The following is a 15676-nucleotide window of genomic DNA, read 5'->3' on the forward strand; positions in this document are numbered from 1 at the left end:
GACAAAACCTACTGGCGCAACCAACAACGAGAGCCCGGCCGATGGCCGGGCTCTCGTTGAATGTCACCTATGTCGCGACTCAGATGACTCCTATGTCGCGACTCATCACACGGTGGACCTGAGGGGATTCGAACCCCTGACCTCTTCATTGCGAACGAAGCGCGCTACCAACTGCGCCACAGGCCCCTGAACCTCCGATAGGTTATCACGTCGCAAGGAGGGGTCCTGCTCGTCGCAGGAGATGCCACGAGCATCAGAGCGCGGCGAGCGTCGGCAGCACCTCGTCCGCCATCCGCGCCACCCAGCCGAGCGGATCCGGCGGGCGCGGGCTCATCACCATCATCGTGATCCCGAGGGCGGCGAGAGCTGCGGCGTTCTCGATGAACGCGGGCGCGAAGGGGTCGAGCATGGCCGCGATCACCGTCTTCTCGATCGCGTCGTAGTCGGTGCCGAGCCGATCGCAATGCTCACGGAGCACATCCAGCAGGTGCGTGACATCCTCAGGATCCGTCGCCGTGAGATTGACGATCTGCGCATACTGCGCCGCGATCCGAAGGGTCTTCCGCTCTCCCCGGCCGCCGATCATGATCGGCGGATGCGGCCGGCTCACGGGCTTCGGCTCGCCCAGCGTCTCGGCGAGGCGGAAGTGCGCTCCCTCGTATGCGCCGTCGTCGTCGCCCCACATCTGAAGGGCCACCTGCAGCGTCTCTTCGAGGCGCTCGAACCGCTCCTTGACCGGCGGAAACGGAACACCGAGCCCGAGATGCTCCCGCTCGTACCAGGCCGCACCGATGCCGAGGATCGAACGCCCGCCGCTCAGCACATCGAGGGTGGTCGCAGTCTTCACGAGAAGGCCCGGATGCCGATACGTCACCCCGACCACGAGCGGTCCCAGCCGCATCCGAGACGTGCCGGCCGCGACGAACCCGAGGGTCGTGTAGGCCTCGAGCATCGGCTCGGATGCCGCCCACACCCGATCCATCTGGAACCAATGGTCCATGACCGTGAACTGCGCGAACCCGGCGTCCTCCGCCGCCCGCGCGGTGTCGGTGATCAGTGCCGGGAGCGACTTGGGCGCGCCGGGCATCGAGAAGTTCGAGAAGTGGACACCTGCCTGCATCGGCCCAGGCTATGCCCGTTCCAGCGCTCGAGGGCCGATGCGAATCCCGCCGCCTGCCTGTCCGTCGTCGGACGAGGCGCGAGGATGGAACGATGACGACCCCGCCCACCTCTGCATCGACTCTCCGCAACGTCCGCCCCTGGGGAGGCGCGGCGAGCGACATCCGAATCTCCGAAGCCGGCACGATCACCTCGGTCGAACCCGCCGCGGATCAGCCCGCGGAGGAGGGCGAGATCGACGGTCGCGGACTGCTCGCGCTTCCTGGTTTCGTCAACGCGCACGCCCACATCGACATGTCCTGGCTCGGCTTTCCGTGGCAGTCGTACGCCGGCGAAGGGGGCACCGAGGGCCGGATCCGCTACGAGCGGTCGAGGCGCGGCGAGTTCGGCTATCCGAGCGCCGAGATCACCAAGCGCGTGCTCGCGGAATTCGTACGACATGGCGCGACCGCGATCCGCACGCACGTGGATGTCGATCCGGATGTCGACGTGCGCGCGATCGAGGCGGTGCGCGAAGCCGCCGCGTCCTACGACGGGGCGCTGACGGTGGAGCTCATCGCGTTCCCGCAGGACGGCGTGCTGCGCCGCCCTGGTGTGCTCGACATGATGCGCCAGGCCGCGCGCAGCGGCGTCGAGCACCTGGGCGGGATCGATCCCGCCAGCATCGACCGCGACCCCGTCGGCCAGCTCGACGCGATCTTCGGGCTCGCCGCCGAGTACGGCACCGGCATCGACATCCACCTCCATGACCCTGCGGACCTCGGTGCCTTCCAGTTCGAGCTCATCATCGATCGCACCGCCACCCTGGGGCTCCACGGAAAGGTGAACATCGCGCATGGATTCGCGATCGCGCAGATCGACGTCCCGCGCCGACGCGACCTGCTGCAGGCCATGGCGGCGCTCGACATCACGATGACGACCGTCGCTCCCCTCCGGCTGCCGCAGCTGCCGCTGCACGAATTCGACGAGGCGGGCGTGCGCTTCGCGTTCGGCACCGACGGCATCCGGGACCTCTGGAGCCCGTACGGCACCGGTGACCTGCTCGGCATCGCGTGGCAGTATGCGCGGTCCTCGAGTCTCGTCCGCGACGAGGATCTGCTCCGCGTCGTCGAGATCGCCACGCGCGACGGCGGCAGGTTCGCGGGGCTGTCCGTGCACGACATCGTGCCGGGCGCGCGGGCTGACATCGTGCTGCTGGATGCCGAGAACCCCATGGATGCGCTGGTCCGGACGCCCCGGCGCGAGCTAGTGCTCGGCGCAGGGCGCATCCTCCACGCGGCCTGACGGGTCAGCGTCCCGCGAGTCTCTCGTTCACTCGCCGACAGCGCGACGGCTGAGCAGCTGCCGCACGTGCGCCTCGATCTCGGCGTCGTCCACGAACCCCATCCGCGCGAACTCCGGTGCCGCGGCCCTCGCCACACGGGCGGACTCGATCGACGGCGGCTGCTGCACCTCCGCGAGGCGGCGCATCTCCTCTTCGACCGCAGCCTGGCGCAGCGCCGCGTGCGCCGCCTCGGCGTCGAGCACGGCGGCAGCACGCGAGCCCGCCGAGGCCGTGAGCGGGCGCGGAAGGTCTCGCGGCGCCCACGCGCGCCGATCGCCGGCCAGCGCCACATCCTGCAGCGCGGCGGGCGCGGGGCGCGCAGCATCCATCGTCTTGGCCACCGACCGCGCGCCGACGCGCGACATCCGCCGCACCACGAGCGTTGCAGCGAGCGCGCCAGCGACGCCGAGCCACAGCATCAGCTGCGAGCCGGTGCGGACGACGTCCACGCCGCCCCAGATCGCCACGCCGATGAAGACGACGCCCATCGTCGTGATGACCAGTCGCGTGCGACGGCGGGCTCGGGTGCGACGCGCGACCGGCGCCGCGCGCAGGGCCGCCCGCTCGGAGCGTGCCTGCTCGAGAGCGACGCGCGACTCTTCCAGCGCGGTCTGCTCGCGCTCGGCGAGCGCCCGCCGGGCGAGCTTCTGCTGGGCGAGTGCGGTGCGTGCGTTGAGCTCCAGTCGCACCTCGTCGGGAGTCTCGCTCGTCTCGGCCAGCACGCGAAGCGCCTGGTTCAGGCGCACCGCGTTCCGCTCGGCCGCATCGAACTGGCGGCGGTGGTACCAGGACGGCAGAAGGTAGACCAGCCAGAGCAGCACCGCGACGAGGACGATCACGCCCCCGCCCAGCACCTGCCCACCCATGGGACCCACGGTAGGCGGTCGGATGCCGTGGCCCGGGCATCCTGTCGCGTGTCGCCGTTAGGCGTGCAGCCGGTCGGCCGGCGGCACGGTGGCGGCATCCTGCGGTGCACGGCCGTCGATCCACCGCTGCAGAACGCCCTCAGGCACTTCCTCCCGCACCAGGGCGAAGGCATAGTGGTCGCGCCAGTCGCCGTCGATGTGGATGTACCGGCGGCGCAGTCCCTCGTAGCGGAACCCGAGTTTCTGCACCACGCGCAGGCTCGCGCCGTTCTCCGGCCGGATGCAGATCTCCATGCGGTGCAGCCGAAGCTCCGAGAAGCAGACGTCGGTGGCGAGCGCGACCGATGTCGGAGTGATGCTGCGTCCGGCGTACCGCTTGCTCACCCAGTACCCGATGGTCGCAGACGCCAGCGAGCCCCGAGCGATGCCCCAGACGTTGAGCTGGCCGGCTACCTCGCCCTCGTACTCCATGACGAACGGCACTCCGGTGCCGTCGCGGTACTGCTGCAACAGCCGCCGGACACCCATGCGCATATCGAAGGACACCGGGCCGTCGGGGCTGGTCGCCTCCCACGGCCTCAGCCACGCGCGATTGGAGAGCAGCTCCTGCTGCAGCACCTTCGCGTCGCGCTGGCGCACCAGTCTGATGGCCACCGGCCCATGCCGACGAGGAGCCGTCAGATCCACTTGACCCCCTCGTACGGCGACGTCAGAGCTTCGCCGCGAACTCCTTGAACCAGGGACGCAGCTCGGGTCCGAGGTCCTCGCGATCGGCGGCCAGCTGCACGATGGCCTTGATGTAATCCACCCTATCGCCGGTGTCGTAGCGGCGGCCACGGAAAACCACGCCGTACACGCCGGGGCCGTCGGCATCCGCGGCGATCTCCTGCAGCGCATCGGTCAACTGGATCTCGCCGCCCTTGCCCGGCTCGGTGCGCTCGAGGATGTCGAAGATCCCGGGGTTGAGCACGTAGCGGCCGATCACGGCGAGGTTGGACGGAGCGTCGGCTTTGGAAGGCTTCTCGACCAGACCCGTCACCTTGACCACGTCGGGGTCGTCGGTCGCCTCGACCGCGGCCGCGCCGTACAGGTGGATCTGGTCGGGGTCGACCTCGGTGAGCGCGACGATGGTCGCGCCCCGGGACTCCTGCTCTTCGAGCATCTTGGTGAGGAGCTGGTCGCGCTCGTCGATGAGGTCGTCGCCCAGCAGCACGGCGAACGGTGAATCGCCGACGTGGGCGCGAGCACGAAGGACCGCGTGCCCGAGGCCCTTCGGCTCGCCCTGACGCACGAAGTGGATGTCGGCGAGATCGCTGGACTGCACCACCTTCTGCAGCTTGCTGTGGTCGCCCTTGGCGCGGAGCTTGTCCTCGAGCTCGGGAACGGAGTCGAAGTGGTTCGCGAGGTTGTTCTTGTTGCGTCCGATGATGATCAGGACGTCACGGATGCCGGCGGCGACGGCCTCTTCGACGACGTACTGGATGGCGGGCTTGTCTACGACGGGGAGCATTTCCTTCGGCATCGCTTTGGTGGCGGGAAGGAAGCGGGTGCCGAGTCCGGCTGCGGGGATGACGGCCTTGAATTGCTTTTGGGACATGCCGTAACTCTACTTGGGCGGTGTTAAGGGCAAATGACGGGGGTGTGGCCGGCACCGGCACGGGGCCGAATGCGCCGCGGATAGAATCGACCCATGTCCGATGCGATCGCCGATGCGAAGCGCGCCCTGCGTGCCGAGCTGCGCGAGCGACGCCAGATCATGTCCCAGACGGCTCGGGATGCCGCGGCCGCGGGCATCCGCGTCCAGCTCGACGCCCTGGTGGAACGGCTCGGTGCGCGGTCGATCTCGTGCTTCCTGTCCATCCCGACCGAGCCCGGAACGCGCGACTTCGTCGCCGGGGCGGTGGCTCGCGGCATCCGGGTGCTTCTTCCGGTCACCCGCGCCGACGGACTTCTCGACTGGTCGGTGGCGACTGCGGACGGCGACATCGCCGAGGGCATGTTCGGACTTCCCGAACCTGTCGGCGACGTGCTCGGTCCCATCGCGGTCAACGACGTCGACCTGCTCGTCATCCCCGCCGCGGCCGTCGATCGCCGCGGCATGCGCCTCGGCTGGGGGCGAGGATTCTTCGACAAGACCATCGGCTCGATGGAGCGGTGTCCCCCGGTCTACGCCGTCGTCTTCGACTCCGAACTGGTCGACGAGGTCCCGAGCGACCTGCACGACCAGCCCGTCACCGGCGTGGTGACGCCCACGCAGACCATCGTCCTCGCGCCCGCCCGGCGCTGACCTCTTCGAGAGACCGAATGCCCACCTACGCCTATGCCTGCAAAGAGTGCGGACACCGCTTCGACGCCGTCCAGTCCTTCGCCGATCCCGCGCTCGTCGAGTGCCCCGTGTGCGGCGGACCGCTGCGCAAAGAGTACGGCTCGATCGGCGTGACCTTCAACGGGTCGGGCTTCTACCGCACCGATTCTCGGGCGGCCGAGAAGAAGCAGGCGGATGCCGGTTCCTCCGGATCGTCGGGGGCCTCGTCGTCGAGCTCGTCGGGTGGCGAGTCGTCCTCATCTTCGTCATCATCGAAGTCCGAGGCGAAGGCCTCCCCGGCGTCGACGGGTTCGTGACCGGCGGAGGCCGGAGACAGGTGAGGAGCATCACATGATCAAGGGCTTCAAGGAGTTCATCCTGCGCGGCAACGTCATCGATCTGGCGGTCGCCGTGGTCATCGGCGCCGCGTTCACGCTGATCGTCACCGCGATCGTGACGGGGCTGATCAATCCTCTGATCGCACTGATCTTCCAGGCGGACAGCCTGAGTCACGTCACCTGGACGGTGACCGGACTGACCGGCAACAAGGTGGAGTTCGCGTTCGGCGCGATTCTGGGCGCGATCATCAACTTCATCGCGGTCGCGGTGGTCGTCTACTTCGTGTTCGTCTTCCCGATGAACAGAGCGAAGGAGCGGGCCGCCGCGAAGGCCGGCATCTCGGAGGAGGAAGCCTCCGACCTTCCGACCGAGCAGGAGATCCTCCTGCAGATCCGCGACCTGCTGGCGACCGAGAAGCGCTGACCCGGCGCGTTTCGCCGCGTCAGTAATGCGGCGGCACGTCCTCCTTCAGACGCTCGTCGTTCGGACCCGATGCCGCGGTCCCCTCGGCTGTGGGATCGGCATCCACCCCTTCGTCGGCAGGCACCGGCTCGGGCGCGGTGCCGGGCGCAGGGGTCAGCCGCACTCGGCGCGAGCCGGGGACGCGCTCGATGCGCTGCCGGTCACTCGAAGACATCGATGGGCTGGGTGTCGGCCTCGACCCGTGGCGCCTCGGGCGGAACCCCGAGCATTGCGGCGATGCGCGCCGCCACGGCAGCGGGGTCGCTGTAGAGGTCGAACGAATGCACCCGCACGTAATGCCAGCCCAGGCGCCGAAGGATCTGCGGCCGCAGGCGCAGCGACTCCCGCAGGGATTCGCCGATGGTCTCCGGATCGCTCTCGGCGACGACGGCCTTGCCCTCGAACTGGGCGACGAGCGGAAGCAGCCCGCGGTAGTGCACATCCACCGAGACGCCGAGTCTGCGCAGCTCCCTGGCGAGAGCAAGTGTGAGCGGGTCGGCGAGATCCTCGAGTCGCGCCTCGCGCCGGCGGGCGGCGAGTCCGCCCAGGATCCCCATGAGCGTGGCGGCGCCGTGCTCGAGCCGGCCGTCGTCGAACGCCGATGGCCGGATCGAGGACACGATGACCATGGAGCGACGCGCGCGCGTCATCCCGACCGTCAGGAGCCGCTCGCCGTCCGGCGTGGACAGCTCGCCGAAGTCGCTGAGCACGCGGCCGTGCTTGGTGAGGCCGAATCCGAGCGAGAAGATCACGCGATCGCGGCTCTCGGCGACCGACTCCTCGAGCGTCAGCACGGCCAGGGGCTCGGCGGTGTCGCGCGAGACGAAGTCGGCGACATCCGATCTGCCGGCGAACGCCACTTCGACGGCGGCGCGGATGCGCTCGGCATGCTTGGTGCTCGCCGTGACGACCATGAGCGTCTCCGAGGCTCGGTTGACCGCGTGTTCGACCACGAGGGTGACGACCCGCTGCACCTCGGCCTCGGGGCTCTCGACCGCGCCGGTGATCGGGTCCGGCGCTCCGGTGCCGCCCTCGACATAGTCGACACTGAGGCTGCCGCGCCCGAGGTATGACCCGGCCCATGGGAGCGAGACGAGCTCACCGCCGTAGAACGCGTCGTTGACGAGTTCGGCGAGGTCCTCGCCGCCGGCCCGATAGCTGCGGGTCAGGGTCTCGACGGGTAGCAGCTCGGCGAGCCGCTCGAACACACTCGTGTGGTCGAAGGGCTCGTCGAAGGCGTCGTCGCCGGTGGGGGTGCCCGACCCGATGCGGAACGGCGTCGGCTTCTGGGTGACCGGGTCGCCGAACACGACGACCTGCTGGGCGCGGCGCAGCGCAGGCGCGGCCTCGGCCAGGCACAGGGCCGTGGCATCCGCGATCAGCACGACGTCGAATGCCGGAGCGGCGGGGATGCGCGGCACGTCGTACGGGGATGCGAGCCACACCGGCGCCAGCGTGCGCATCAAGGCCGGGGCGGCATCCGCCACCTGTGCCGCCGTCACCGCGCCGCGCTTGAGTGACGACTTCAGAGCCTCGGCTTCACCGGGTTCGTCCACGATGCCGATGCGCCACTGGGTTGCGAGCTGCGCGGCGAGGAGCGGACCGGATGCGCCGGCGTGGGCCTCGTCGACGAGCCGGAAGTCGCGCTCGAGGCGGTCGACCACGGCCGTGTTCGCGCCGAGAAGCGCACGATCGCCGCGAAGCAGATGCTCCAGCGCGGACTGCCACCACGCGAACTCGAGCTCGGCGGCCACGCGCTGCTCGCGGACGTGCCGGATCGACAGCTCGGTGAGCAGCGGCTCGAGCCCGAGCGCCGCGAGCTCGGTGCGCAGTGTGGCGCGCTCGACGAGGTTGTCGAAGACCTCGGAGTCGGCCGCGAGCGAGGCGAGGGTGCGCACCAGCTGCTTGACCGGGAGCGTCGACAGCGGATCTTCGCCGGGGCCGCCGAGGATGCCGTCGAGCTCGGCCAGATCGGCCTGGACACGCTGGCAGGCGACGTGGACGTCGGCGAGCCCCAGAGGCACGTCAGGGGTGACGCCGACGTCGACATGGCGCTGCCACTCGGTCCGCTGCTGCTGGATCCGCACCAGCGCGTCGTACATGTCGGGCACGTGCACCCCGGGCCTGATGTACTCACGGGCGAGGCGGCGCAGCCGCCGCCGATTCGCGCCGCTCATCGACGGGGCATCCCGCCGCGGCCCATGCGCCTCGATCAGCTCACCGAGCGGCCGCTCGAACACCGTGAGGCTGAACCTGTCCAGCGAATCGCGGATGCCCTGCAGCAGCCTGACGTACGCATTGAGCTCGACGATGGTCTGGAATGGTCGCATGCGGGTCTGAGCGATCAACTCGTAGCCGCGCTCGAGGAGCGACGGCACCTCGCGCTTGTGGAGCGTCACCGCCCGCGCGTGCGCCGCCCGCGCGGCTTCCGTCGTGGCGAAAGTGACGCCGTACCACGGCGAGTCGTCCGGCCCGAAGCGGAATTCGCCCAACCTCGCGGCGGCGGCCAGCTTCGCCGCGGCCTCCGCGCGCGCGGGCGCCAGCCGTTCCAGAATGCCGACGTCGAATCGGGCGCTCGTCGAGGGCGCCGGGTCTTTCGCGGCGAGATCGGCCAGTGCGCGAAGGATCTCGAGGACCGACACGCCGAGCGAGGGATGCCGCGCGGTGACAGCGCTCCGGTAATCGCGCAGCACCCCTCGCAGCCGGACGAGCGCATCGTCGATGTCGGCGACCTTGGGCTGCACTGCTTTCTCGTTGCGGCCGATCGCACGGATCAGATCGCGCTGCAGAGATCGGGGTGACACCGCAAGGCCGGGCAGGCCGATCCCCGCGAGGCGATGGCGGACGCCTTCGAGCGTCGACCGGCGCGCGCTCACGACCAGCACGCGCCTTCCCTCGCGCGCCAGCGCGCCGACGGCGTTGATCACGGTCTGCGTCCCGCCCGTCCCGGGGAGGGTGTGGACCGCGAGGGACTGGCCGCCGACGATCCGCGCGAGCACGGCTTCCTGTTCGGCGTCGGCATCGAGCAGGAGGGTGTCGGCCGCTGGTGGCCGTTCATCCGGGCTCGTAGGCGCAGGAATCGCGCGGACGGCGGTGACGGTCTCACGGTCGTCAGGATGGCCCGCAAGCGCGTTGAGGACCGGATGGTCGAGATCTGCGGCATCCCGTGCCATCTCGACGCCGACGTCCGCGAAGGTCGACACCAGCAGCCGCGGCTGGACGGTGAACGTGGCGATGGTCGCCGTGGCGCCGCGCAATTCGTCGATCACCGGCTGGGGCTTGAACACGCCGCCGTCGTACGCGAGAGCAGCGAGTGCCGCGCCGTCGAGCTCGATGCCGAAGTGCGTGTGCAGAGCACGTACGAGCTCGGGGTTCACGACGAACTCGCCGTGTGACTTGAGCTCGAAGTCCGCCTGATGGCGCCGGATCGCGAGCGGCCGCAGCAGCACGGGCGCCGAGCATGACAGCCCGCCGATCCGCCAGGAGGCGAGCCCGACCGCCAGGTGGACCGGCTCGAGGCCTCGCGTCGTCCGCAGCTCGAGGTGCTTCGCGGTGATCCGCTCGGCCGCGAGGCGTGCGGTGCGCAGCGCGACCTCGTCGCGGAAGAGGTTCGACAACAGCGTCGAGCGCCCTGTGATGAACTGCGGAAGGCTGCCGGGATGCGCTTTCGTGATCTCGATGGACGCGTCGGCGGCATCCGAGAACTGCAGCAGAGTGGATCTGCCACCGAGCGCCGCCATCTGCTGCCGGAGGCGATCCCGCTCGGGCTCCGCGACGTGACTGACCGTCGCATCCGGCTCGGCGACCGCGAGGTCGCCAGGTGTCACCACGGGACCCGGGTCGGCTCCGTCTTCGCCGGCCACGGCGGTGCCTTCTGCTCGCCACACACGAGCCAGACTAGGCGGGGTGGTCACCGGCTCCCGGCAGCAGACCCGAGTTTCGCCGTATTGAGACATGCCGAGTGATCAGCGGTTCCTCCCCAGACAGCTCGGAGCCCGCCTCCTGCACATGCTCGGAGATCCATGGCTTGCGCGGCGGGACGCGAGGCGAGGATGGTCGCATGACCCCCACCGTCGAGTCCTGGTTCCACCTCCACCCGTCGCCGCTCGGCGACATCCTGATCGTCACGACCGCCGTAGGCATCGTCACGCTGCACCCGGTCCACGACGCCGTGGACGAAGAGCTCCTTCACGTCGCCCGCGGTCTGGGCGCGGCTCCGGAGCGTGCCGAGACGGATGCCGCCGCCGCGGCCGCCCGGCAGCTCGACGAGTACTTCGCCGGGGCGCGTCGGCAGTTCGACATCCCGCTGGACTGGCGACTGGTGCGCGGATTCACGCGTGAGGCGCTCCGGGCCGTGCGCGACATCCCGTACGGCGAGACGGCCGGCTACGGCGAGGTCGCCATCCAGGCGGGCAGTCCGCGCGCGGCGCGCGCCGTCGGCACCGCCTGCGCGACGACGCCCTTCTCGATCGTGGTGCCGGTGCACCGGGTGGTGCGCTCCGACGGCTCGCTCGGCGAGTACGGCGGGCATCCCGAGGTGAAGCAGTTCCTCATCGACCTCGAACGGGAGGCCCGGGGGCAAGACGCGGACGAGTAGGCCGTCCGCGCGTCGCGGCCCGGACGGCGGAGTCCGTCCGGGCCGCGCTCTGCGCTCAGACCTCCCTGGTATCGTCTACGGACGAAACGGCGCGGATGCCGTCACCCGGAAGCAGGCAGCGCATGGCCAGACGCGCCGACACGGCGAGCGACCTCTCGCTCGTGCACGGCGCCGTCACGGAGCTTGCGCGGCGAACCCGGTTTCCCGTCGCCTTCGGCGGGCTCGAAGAAGGCGACGCCGTCCACATCACGTCGATCGTCGGCGCACGGACCCGCAGCCTCGAGGGACTCGTCGTCCATGCGACCCGAGGCCTCGGAGGCCGCGCCCTGGTCGAGAAGCGTCCGCGACTCGCTCTCGACTACCGATCGTCGCGCAGCATCACCCACGACTACGACCGTGCGGTGCTCGGCGAGGGGATCACGACCCTTCTCGCGGTGCCCGTCGTGGTTGGGGCGCGCGCTCGAGGGATCGTGTACTGCGGATCCTGGTCCGCGGCACCCGTCGGCGACGGCGTCGCGCGACCCGCGTTCGCCGTTGCCGAAGCGCTGTCGACCGAGTTGCGCGTGCGCGAAGAGGTGCGGCGACGACTGGCCGCGGTGCCACACGCTGCCGAGGCATCAGCGATGGCCCCTGCTGCGCGCGAAGCGCTGCGTGAGAGCTATGCGGAGCTGCGCAGCATCGCCGCGGCCGTCGAGGACGACACGCTCCGCGATCGGCTGGCGGCGATCGAGCGGCGCCTAGCGGCCCTGTCGCACGACGGTCGTCACGAGCAGGATGCCGACATGAGGCTGTCGCCACGCGAGACCGACGTCCTCGCGTGCGCGGCGCTTGGTGCGACCAACGCCGAGATCGCCGCCCAGCTCGACCTCAGGGAGGGCACGGTGAAGTCCTACCTGCAGTCCGCGATGGCGAAGCTGGATGCCTCCACCCGCCACGCCGCCGTGGCCCGTGCGCGGCGCGCCGGCATCCTGCCCTGACGCGCTCTCTGTCGGATTGGCGCCGACCCGGCGACGCGGTTCCGAGATTCGGAGAATGACGGATATTCCGGCCGGTTCGGGCGACGATTGTCCGAGGATCGCGTGATCGTCCGAAATTCGGAGTTCGTCGCGCGTAAGACGCCGCCAACGCCGGCGGCGAATGCGCCCGGCGAATTGTGCGAATGGTTCCTGCGACAAATAGGGCGTATTGTGCAGATATGGCCCGAAGAATTGTGCATCAACTCGTTGACGACCTCGATGGCACCATCCTCGAGATCGGATCCGGCGAGACCGTCCTGTTCTCGCTCGACGGCGTCGCGTACGAGATCGACCTCACCGAGGAGAATGCCGGCGCGCTCCGCGCCGCACTCGCCCCCTTTGTCGCGGCTGGGCGCTCGATCTCGTCATCCCGCGCGTCCTCATCCGCGAGCGGCGGCGGCAGCAGTGCCCGCCGACGTCGTCGACCCGGGCAGCAGGACTACAGCGCGGTCCGGGCGTGGGCGAAGGACAACGGGTACCAGGTCTCGGAGCGCGGGCGGGTGCCGGCATCCGTTCTCGAAGCATACGAAGCCGCGCACTGACGCACGCGGTCCGGGTCAGGCGGCCGTCTTGACCGTCGAGAGGATCTTCGTGAGCGTCTGCTTGGCGTCTCCGAGCACGATCGAGACCTTGGGGTCGTAGAACAGCTCGTTCTCGATGCCGGCGAAGCCGGGATTCAGCGAGCGTTTGAGGAACACGACCTGCTGCGCATCGCCCACGGCGAGAATCGGCATGCCGTAGATCGGCGATCCGGGTGAGGTCTTCGCCGCGGGATTGACCACGTCGTTCGCGCCGACGACCAGCACGAGATCGGTCGTCTTGAACCTCGGATTCACCTCGTCCATCTCGACGAGCGACTCGTAGGGCACATTCGCCTCGGCGAGCAGCACATTCATGTGCCCCGGCATGCGACCAGCGACGGGATGGATGCCGAACACCACGTCCACGCCCCGAGAGCCGAGCAGCTCCGCCAGCTCCGCCGCCGCGTGGTGCGCGCCGGCGACGGCGAGCCCGTATCCCGGCACGATGACCACACGCTGGGCGTAGTCGAGCAGGATTGCGACGTCGTCGGGATCCATCGTCCGCACCGGCCGGTCGTTCGCGGTGTCGCTCGCCGTGCCCGCGACATGCGCGCGGAAGGCGCCGAACACGATCCCCGTCACGGTGCGCCCCATCGCCTTCGCCATGGCGATCGTCAGGATCGTTCCACTCGCCCCGACCAGGGTGCCCGCGATGAGCAGCAGCACGTTCGCGAGGACGAGACCGGATGCCGCGACCGCGAGTCCCGTGAAGGCATTGAGCAGCGAGATCACGATCGGGACGTCCGCGCCGCCGATCGGCAGCACGAGCAGGACCCCGAGGATCAGACCGGTCACCGCCAGCACGAACGCGAACAGCGTGTCCCCGGTCACGACGAGAGCCGCGCCGAGCCCGACCGCCGCGACCACGAGCAGCACCATGATGACGGGCAGGCCCGGGAATGTCACCGCCCGCGTCGTCATGATGCCCTGGAGCTTGCCAAACGTGACGAAGGATCCGGTCAGCGAAACGGAACCGATGAGCACCGTCACCGCGACCACGACGAGCGTCCACGGGCTTTCGCTGTGGCCCGCCTCGACGAGCGCGACCAGGGCCGCGGCGCCGCCGCCGACGCCGTTGAACGCCGCGACCAGCTGCGGCATCTGGGTCATCTGCACCCGGCGCGCCGCGAACACGGCGATGACTGCACCGACCCCGACGGCGAGGCCGATGAGCCAGAGGTTTCGGATCTCGACGCTCAGCAGGTATGCGAGCACCGCGATGGCGGCACCGCCCGCCCCGAGCAGATTCGCGCGGCGTGCGGTGCGCGGATTGCCGAGGCCCTTGAGCGCGAGGATGAACAGGACCGCGGCGAGGATGTACGAGGCGGTGACGACCTCGGGAGGAAGCAGCTTCACGGCGCCACCTCCGCGCGGCGCGGCTTCGCCGAGAACATCAGGAGCATGCGGTCGGTGACGACGAAACCGCCGACGACGTTGATGGTCGCCAGCAGCACTGCGATGATCGACAGCGTCAGCGAGAGCGCATCCTCCGCCTGGCCGGCGACCATGATCGCACCGAGCAGGATGATGCCGTGGATCGCGTTCGCCTCGCTCATGAGCGGCGTGTGCAGCGTGCTCGAGACCTTGGAGACGACCTCGAAGCCGAGGAAGATCGCGAGGATCGTGATCGTGATGAGGGCGAAGGCGTCCATCAGGCGGGGTCCTCCACCGGCTGCAGCGCGGCAGCCACCCGGTCGCTCACGATTCGTCCGTCATGCGTGACGGCGCTTCCCGCGACGAGTTCGTCGTCGAAATCCAGCACGAGTTGCCCTTCCTTCACGATGAGCGCCGCGAAGTTCGCACAGTTCATCCCGTAGAGCTTCGAGGCATCCGGCGCGAGATCCGATTGGATGTCGCGCACCCCGATGAGCGTCGCAAGTCCGCCCGCCACCGCGACCGCGCGGCGCTCCCCCGCCACGGACCCTTCGATGTTGCCGCCCGACTCCGCGGCGAGGTCTACCAGCACCGAACCCGGCTTCATCGCCGCGACCATCTGGGCTGTGATGAGCCGCGGCGCCGCGCGCCCGGGCACCGCGGCGGTGGTGATGACGATGTCGGATGCCGCGACATGCGGCGCGAGCAGCTCCTGCTGGCGACGTGCCCGATCTTCGGCCAGCTCCTTGGCGTAGCCGCCGGCCGCGTCGGCGGTGCCCAGGTCGAGGTCGATGAACGTGCCACCCACCGAGCGCACCTCGTCGGCGGACGCGGCGCGGACATCGTTCGCCGACACCACGGCGCCGAGTCGCTTGGCGGTAGCGATGGTCTGCAGGCCTGCGACACCGGCCCCGAGCACCAGCACCCGCGCGGGGGCGAGCGTTCCGGCGGCGGTCATCGTCATGCCGAACATGCGCCCGAAGGCATCTGCCGCGAGCGTCACCAGTCGATAGCCGGCGAGCAGCGCCTGCGACGACAGCACGTCCATCGACTGCGCGCGCGAGATGCGCGGCAGCAGATCGAGGGCGAACGCCGAGATGCCGGCATCCCGCGCCGCCGCCACGGATCCGAGGTTCTGGAACGGATCGATGACGCCGATCGTCACCATCCCCTGCGGCAGCGCGCCGAGTTCGGCGGGCAGGAGCGGACGGACATGGAACAGGATGCCCCGACCGACGGGCGTGCCGGGTTCGACGATCTGCGCGCCCGCGTCGCGGTAGGCGGCATCCGAGATCAAGGCCCCCGAGCCCGCTCCGGACTCGATCTCGACGCTCGCGCCGGCAGCGGCGAGCTTTCGCACGCTCTCGGGGCTCGCTGCGACCCGCTTCTCGCCCGGCGAGTGCTCGGCGCGGACGCGTACGACGACTGGCACTTTTCCTCACTCCCGCCGCGACTGCCACGTCGCGGCCCTCCCGGAATCGTAACGACCTGATGCCCCATCGGGGTCCGCAGAAGCGCAATCGTTGTGCGCGTCGCACGCACCACGGTGCCGGGCATCCTCATAGCCGTCCATCGGGCGCTCATAGCCGGCGGCGACGGGGGTCGTAGGTGGCATGCGTATCTCTGGAACAAGCCGAAGAACGAGCGTCGAACCCTGCAGTCGCAGATGGGCGGTGGTCCTGACGGTGGCGGC

16 protein-coding genes and 1 tRNA gene are annotated in these 15676 nt (G+C 69.7%); 7 read left to right on the plus strand and 10 right to left on the minus strand.

What is annotated here, in order from left to right:
- Positions 1-113: 113 nt before the first annotated feature.
- Both ABD212_RS18465 and ABD212_RS18470 read right to left on the minus strand, forming a co-directional pair.
- Positions 114-186, minus strand: a tRNA-Ala gene (locus ABD212_RS18465).
- A gap of 67 nt (positions 187-253) precedes the next feature.
- Complete coding sequence (locus ABD212_RS18470) at positions 254-1120, minus strand: LLM class F420-dependent oxidoreductase (protein WP_344097565.1); 867 nt, start codon at positions 1118-1120, stop codon at positions 254-256.
- A gap of 92 nt (positions 1121-1212) precedes the next feature.
- Here ABD212_RS18470 and ABD212_RS18475 point away from each other — a divergent pair, with 92 nt between their 5' ends.
- Positions 1213-2403 (plus strand): amidohydrolase family protein, encoded by a 1191-nt coding sequence (locus ABD212_RS18475; RefSeq protein WP_344097567.1) that lies wholly within the window; start codon positions 1213-1215, stop codon positions 2401-2403.
- 27 nt (positions 2404-2430) lie between these two features.
- On the opposite strand, the gene ABD212_RS18480 is transcribed toward ABD212_RS18475, so the two are convergent.
- The 3 genes from ABD212_RS18480 to galU are packed head-to-tail and all read right to left on the minus strand — an operon-like array spanning position 2431 to position 4906.
- Complete coding sequence (locus ABD212_RS18480; RefSeq protein ID WP_344097569.1) at positions 2431-3309, minus strand: large exoprotein; 879 nt, start codon at positions 3307-3309, stop codon at positions 2431-2433.
- A gap of 57 nt (positions 3310-3366) precedes the next feature.
- A complete protein-coding gene (locus tag ABD212_RS18485; protein ID WP_344097571.1) occupies positions 3367-3996 on the minus strand; it encodes a GNAT family N-acetyltransferase in 630 nt (209 codons plus the stop codon).
- A gap of 22 nt (positions 3997-4018) precedes the next feature.
- A complete protein-coding gene (gene galU, locus ABD212_RS18490; RefSeq protein ID WP_344097574.1) occupies positions 4019-4906 on the minus strand; it encodes a UTP--glucose-1-phosphate uridylyltransferase GalU in 888 nt (295 codons plus the stop codon).
- 93 nt (positions 4907-4999) lie between these two features.
- Here galU and ABD212_RS18495 point away from each other — a divergent pair, with 93 nt between their 5' ends.
- The 3 genes from ABD212_RS18495 to mscL are packed head-to-tail and all read left to right on the plus strand — an operon-like array spanning position 5000 to position 6376.
- Positions 5000-5596, plus strand: coding sequence for a 5-formyltetrahydrofolate cyclo-ligase (locus ABD212_RS18495; protein WP_344097577.1), 597 nt, complete (start codon positions 5000-5002; stop codon positions 5594-5596).
- A 17-nt stretch (positions 5597-5613) separates the two neighbouring features.
- On the plus strand, positions 5614-5931 hold the full coding sequence (locus tag ABD212_RS18500; protein ID WP_344097580.1) for an FmdB family zinc ribbon protein: 318 nt from the start codon (positions 5614-5616) through the stop codon (positions 5929-5931).
- 34 nt (positions 5932-5965) lie between these two features.
- The gene (gene mscL, locus ABD212_RS18505) at positions 5966-6376 is read left to right on the plus strand and encodes a large conductance mechanosensitive channel protein MscL (RefSeq protein WP_344097582.1); all 411 of its coding nucleotides are present in this window, start codon (positions 5966-5968) and stop codon (positions 6374-6376) included.
- Between the two features lie 19 nt (positions 6377-6395).
- Here mscL and ABD212_RS18510 read toward each other — a convergent pair whose 3' ends face one another.
- Positions 6396-6590, minus strand: coding sequence for a hypothetical protein (locus ABD212_RS18510; RefSeq protein WP_344097584.1), 195 nt, complete (start codon positions 6588-6590; stop codon positions 6396-6398).
- Positions 6577-10278, minus strand: coding sequence for an AAA family ATPase (locus ABD212_RS18515; RefSeq protein WP_344097636.1), 3702 nt, complete (start codon positions 10276-10278; stop codon positions 6577-6579). Before ABD212_RS18515 ends, ABD212_RS18510 begins: the two co-directional genes overlap by 14 nt.
- Positions 10279-10475: 197 nt before the next feature.
- On the opposite strand from ABD212_RS18515, the gene ABD212_RS18520 reads away from it, so the two are divergent.
- The 3 genes from ABD212_RS18520 to ABD212_RS18530 all read left to right on the plus strand — a co-directional run bounded on the left by ABD212_RS18520 (position 10476) and on the right by ABD212_RS18530 (position 12570).
- A complete protein-coding gene (locus ABD212_RS18520; RefSeq protein WP_344097586.1) occupies positions 10476-11012 on the plus strand; it encodes a methylated-DNA--[protein]-cysteine S-methyltransferase in 537 nt (178 codons plus the stop codon).
- A 122-nt stretch (positions 11013-11134) separates the two neighbouring features.
- Complete coding sequence (locus tag ABD212_RS18525; protein ID WP_344097588.1) at positions 11135-11989, plus strand: helix-turn-helix transcriptional regulator; 855 nt, start codon at positions 11135-11137, stop codon at positions 11987-11989.
- A 218-nt stretch (positions 11990-12207) separates the two neighbouring features.
- Positions 12208-12570, plus strand: a complete 363-nt coding sequence (locus ABD212_RS18530) for a histone-like nucleoid-structuring protein Lsr2 (RefSeq protein ID WP_344097591.1) — start codon at positions 12208-12210, stop codon at positions 12568-12570.
- Between the two features lie 15 nt (positions 12571-12585).
- On the opposite strand, the gene ABD212_RS18535 is transcribed toward ABD212_RS18530, so the two are convergent.
- Genes ABD212_RS18535 through ABD212_RS18545 form a run of 3 tightly spaced genes read right to left on the minus strand, consistent with a single transcriptional unit; the run spans position 12586 to position 15415 of the window.
- Positions 12586-13965, minus strand: a complete 1380-nt coding sequence (locus ABD212_RS18535) for an NAD(P)(+) transhydrogenase (Re/Si-specific) subunit beta (protein ID WP_344097593.1) — start codon at positions 13963-13965, stop codon at positions 12586-12588.
- Entirely contained in the window at positions 13962-14261 is a 300-nt protein-coding gene (locus ABD212_RS18540; protein ID WP_344097596.1) for an NAD(P) transhydrogenase subunit alpha part 2, read from the minus strand. Before ABD212_RS18540 ends, ABD212_RS18535 begins: the two co-directional genes overlap by 4 nt.
- Entirely contained in the window at positions 14261-15415 is a 1155-nt protein-coding gene (locus tag ABD212_RS18545; RefSeq protein ID WP_344097598.1) for an NAD(P) transhydrogenase subunit alpha, read from the minus strand. Before ABD212_RS18545 ends, ABD212_RS18540 begins: the two co-directional genes overlap by 1 nt.
- Positions 15416-15676 lie beyond the last annotated feature (261 nt).

It is taken from the genome of Microbacterium deminutum, from assembly GCF_039530205.1.
GTDB lineage: Bacteria > Actinomycetota > Actinomycetes > Actinomycetales > Microbacteriaceae > Microbacterium > Microbacterium deminutum.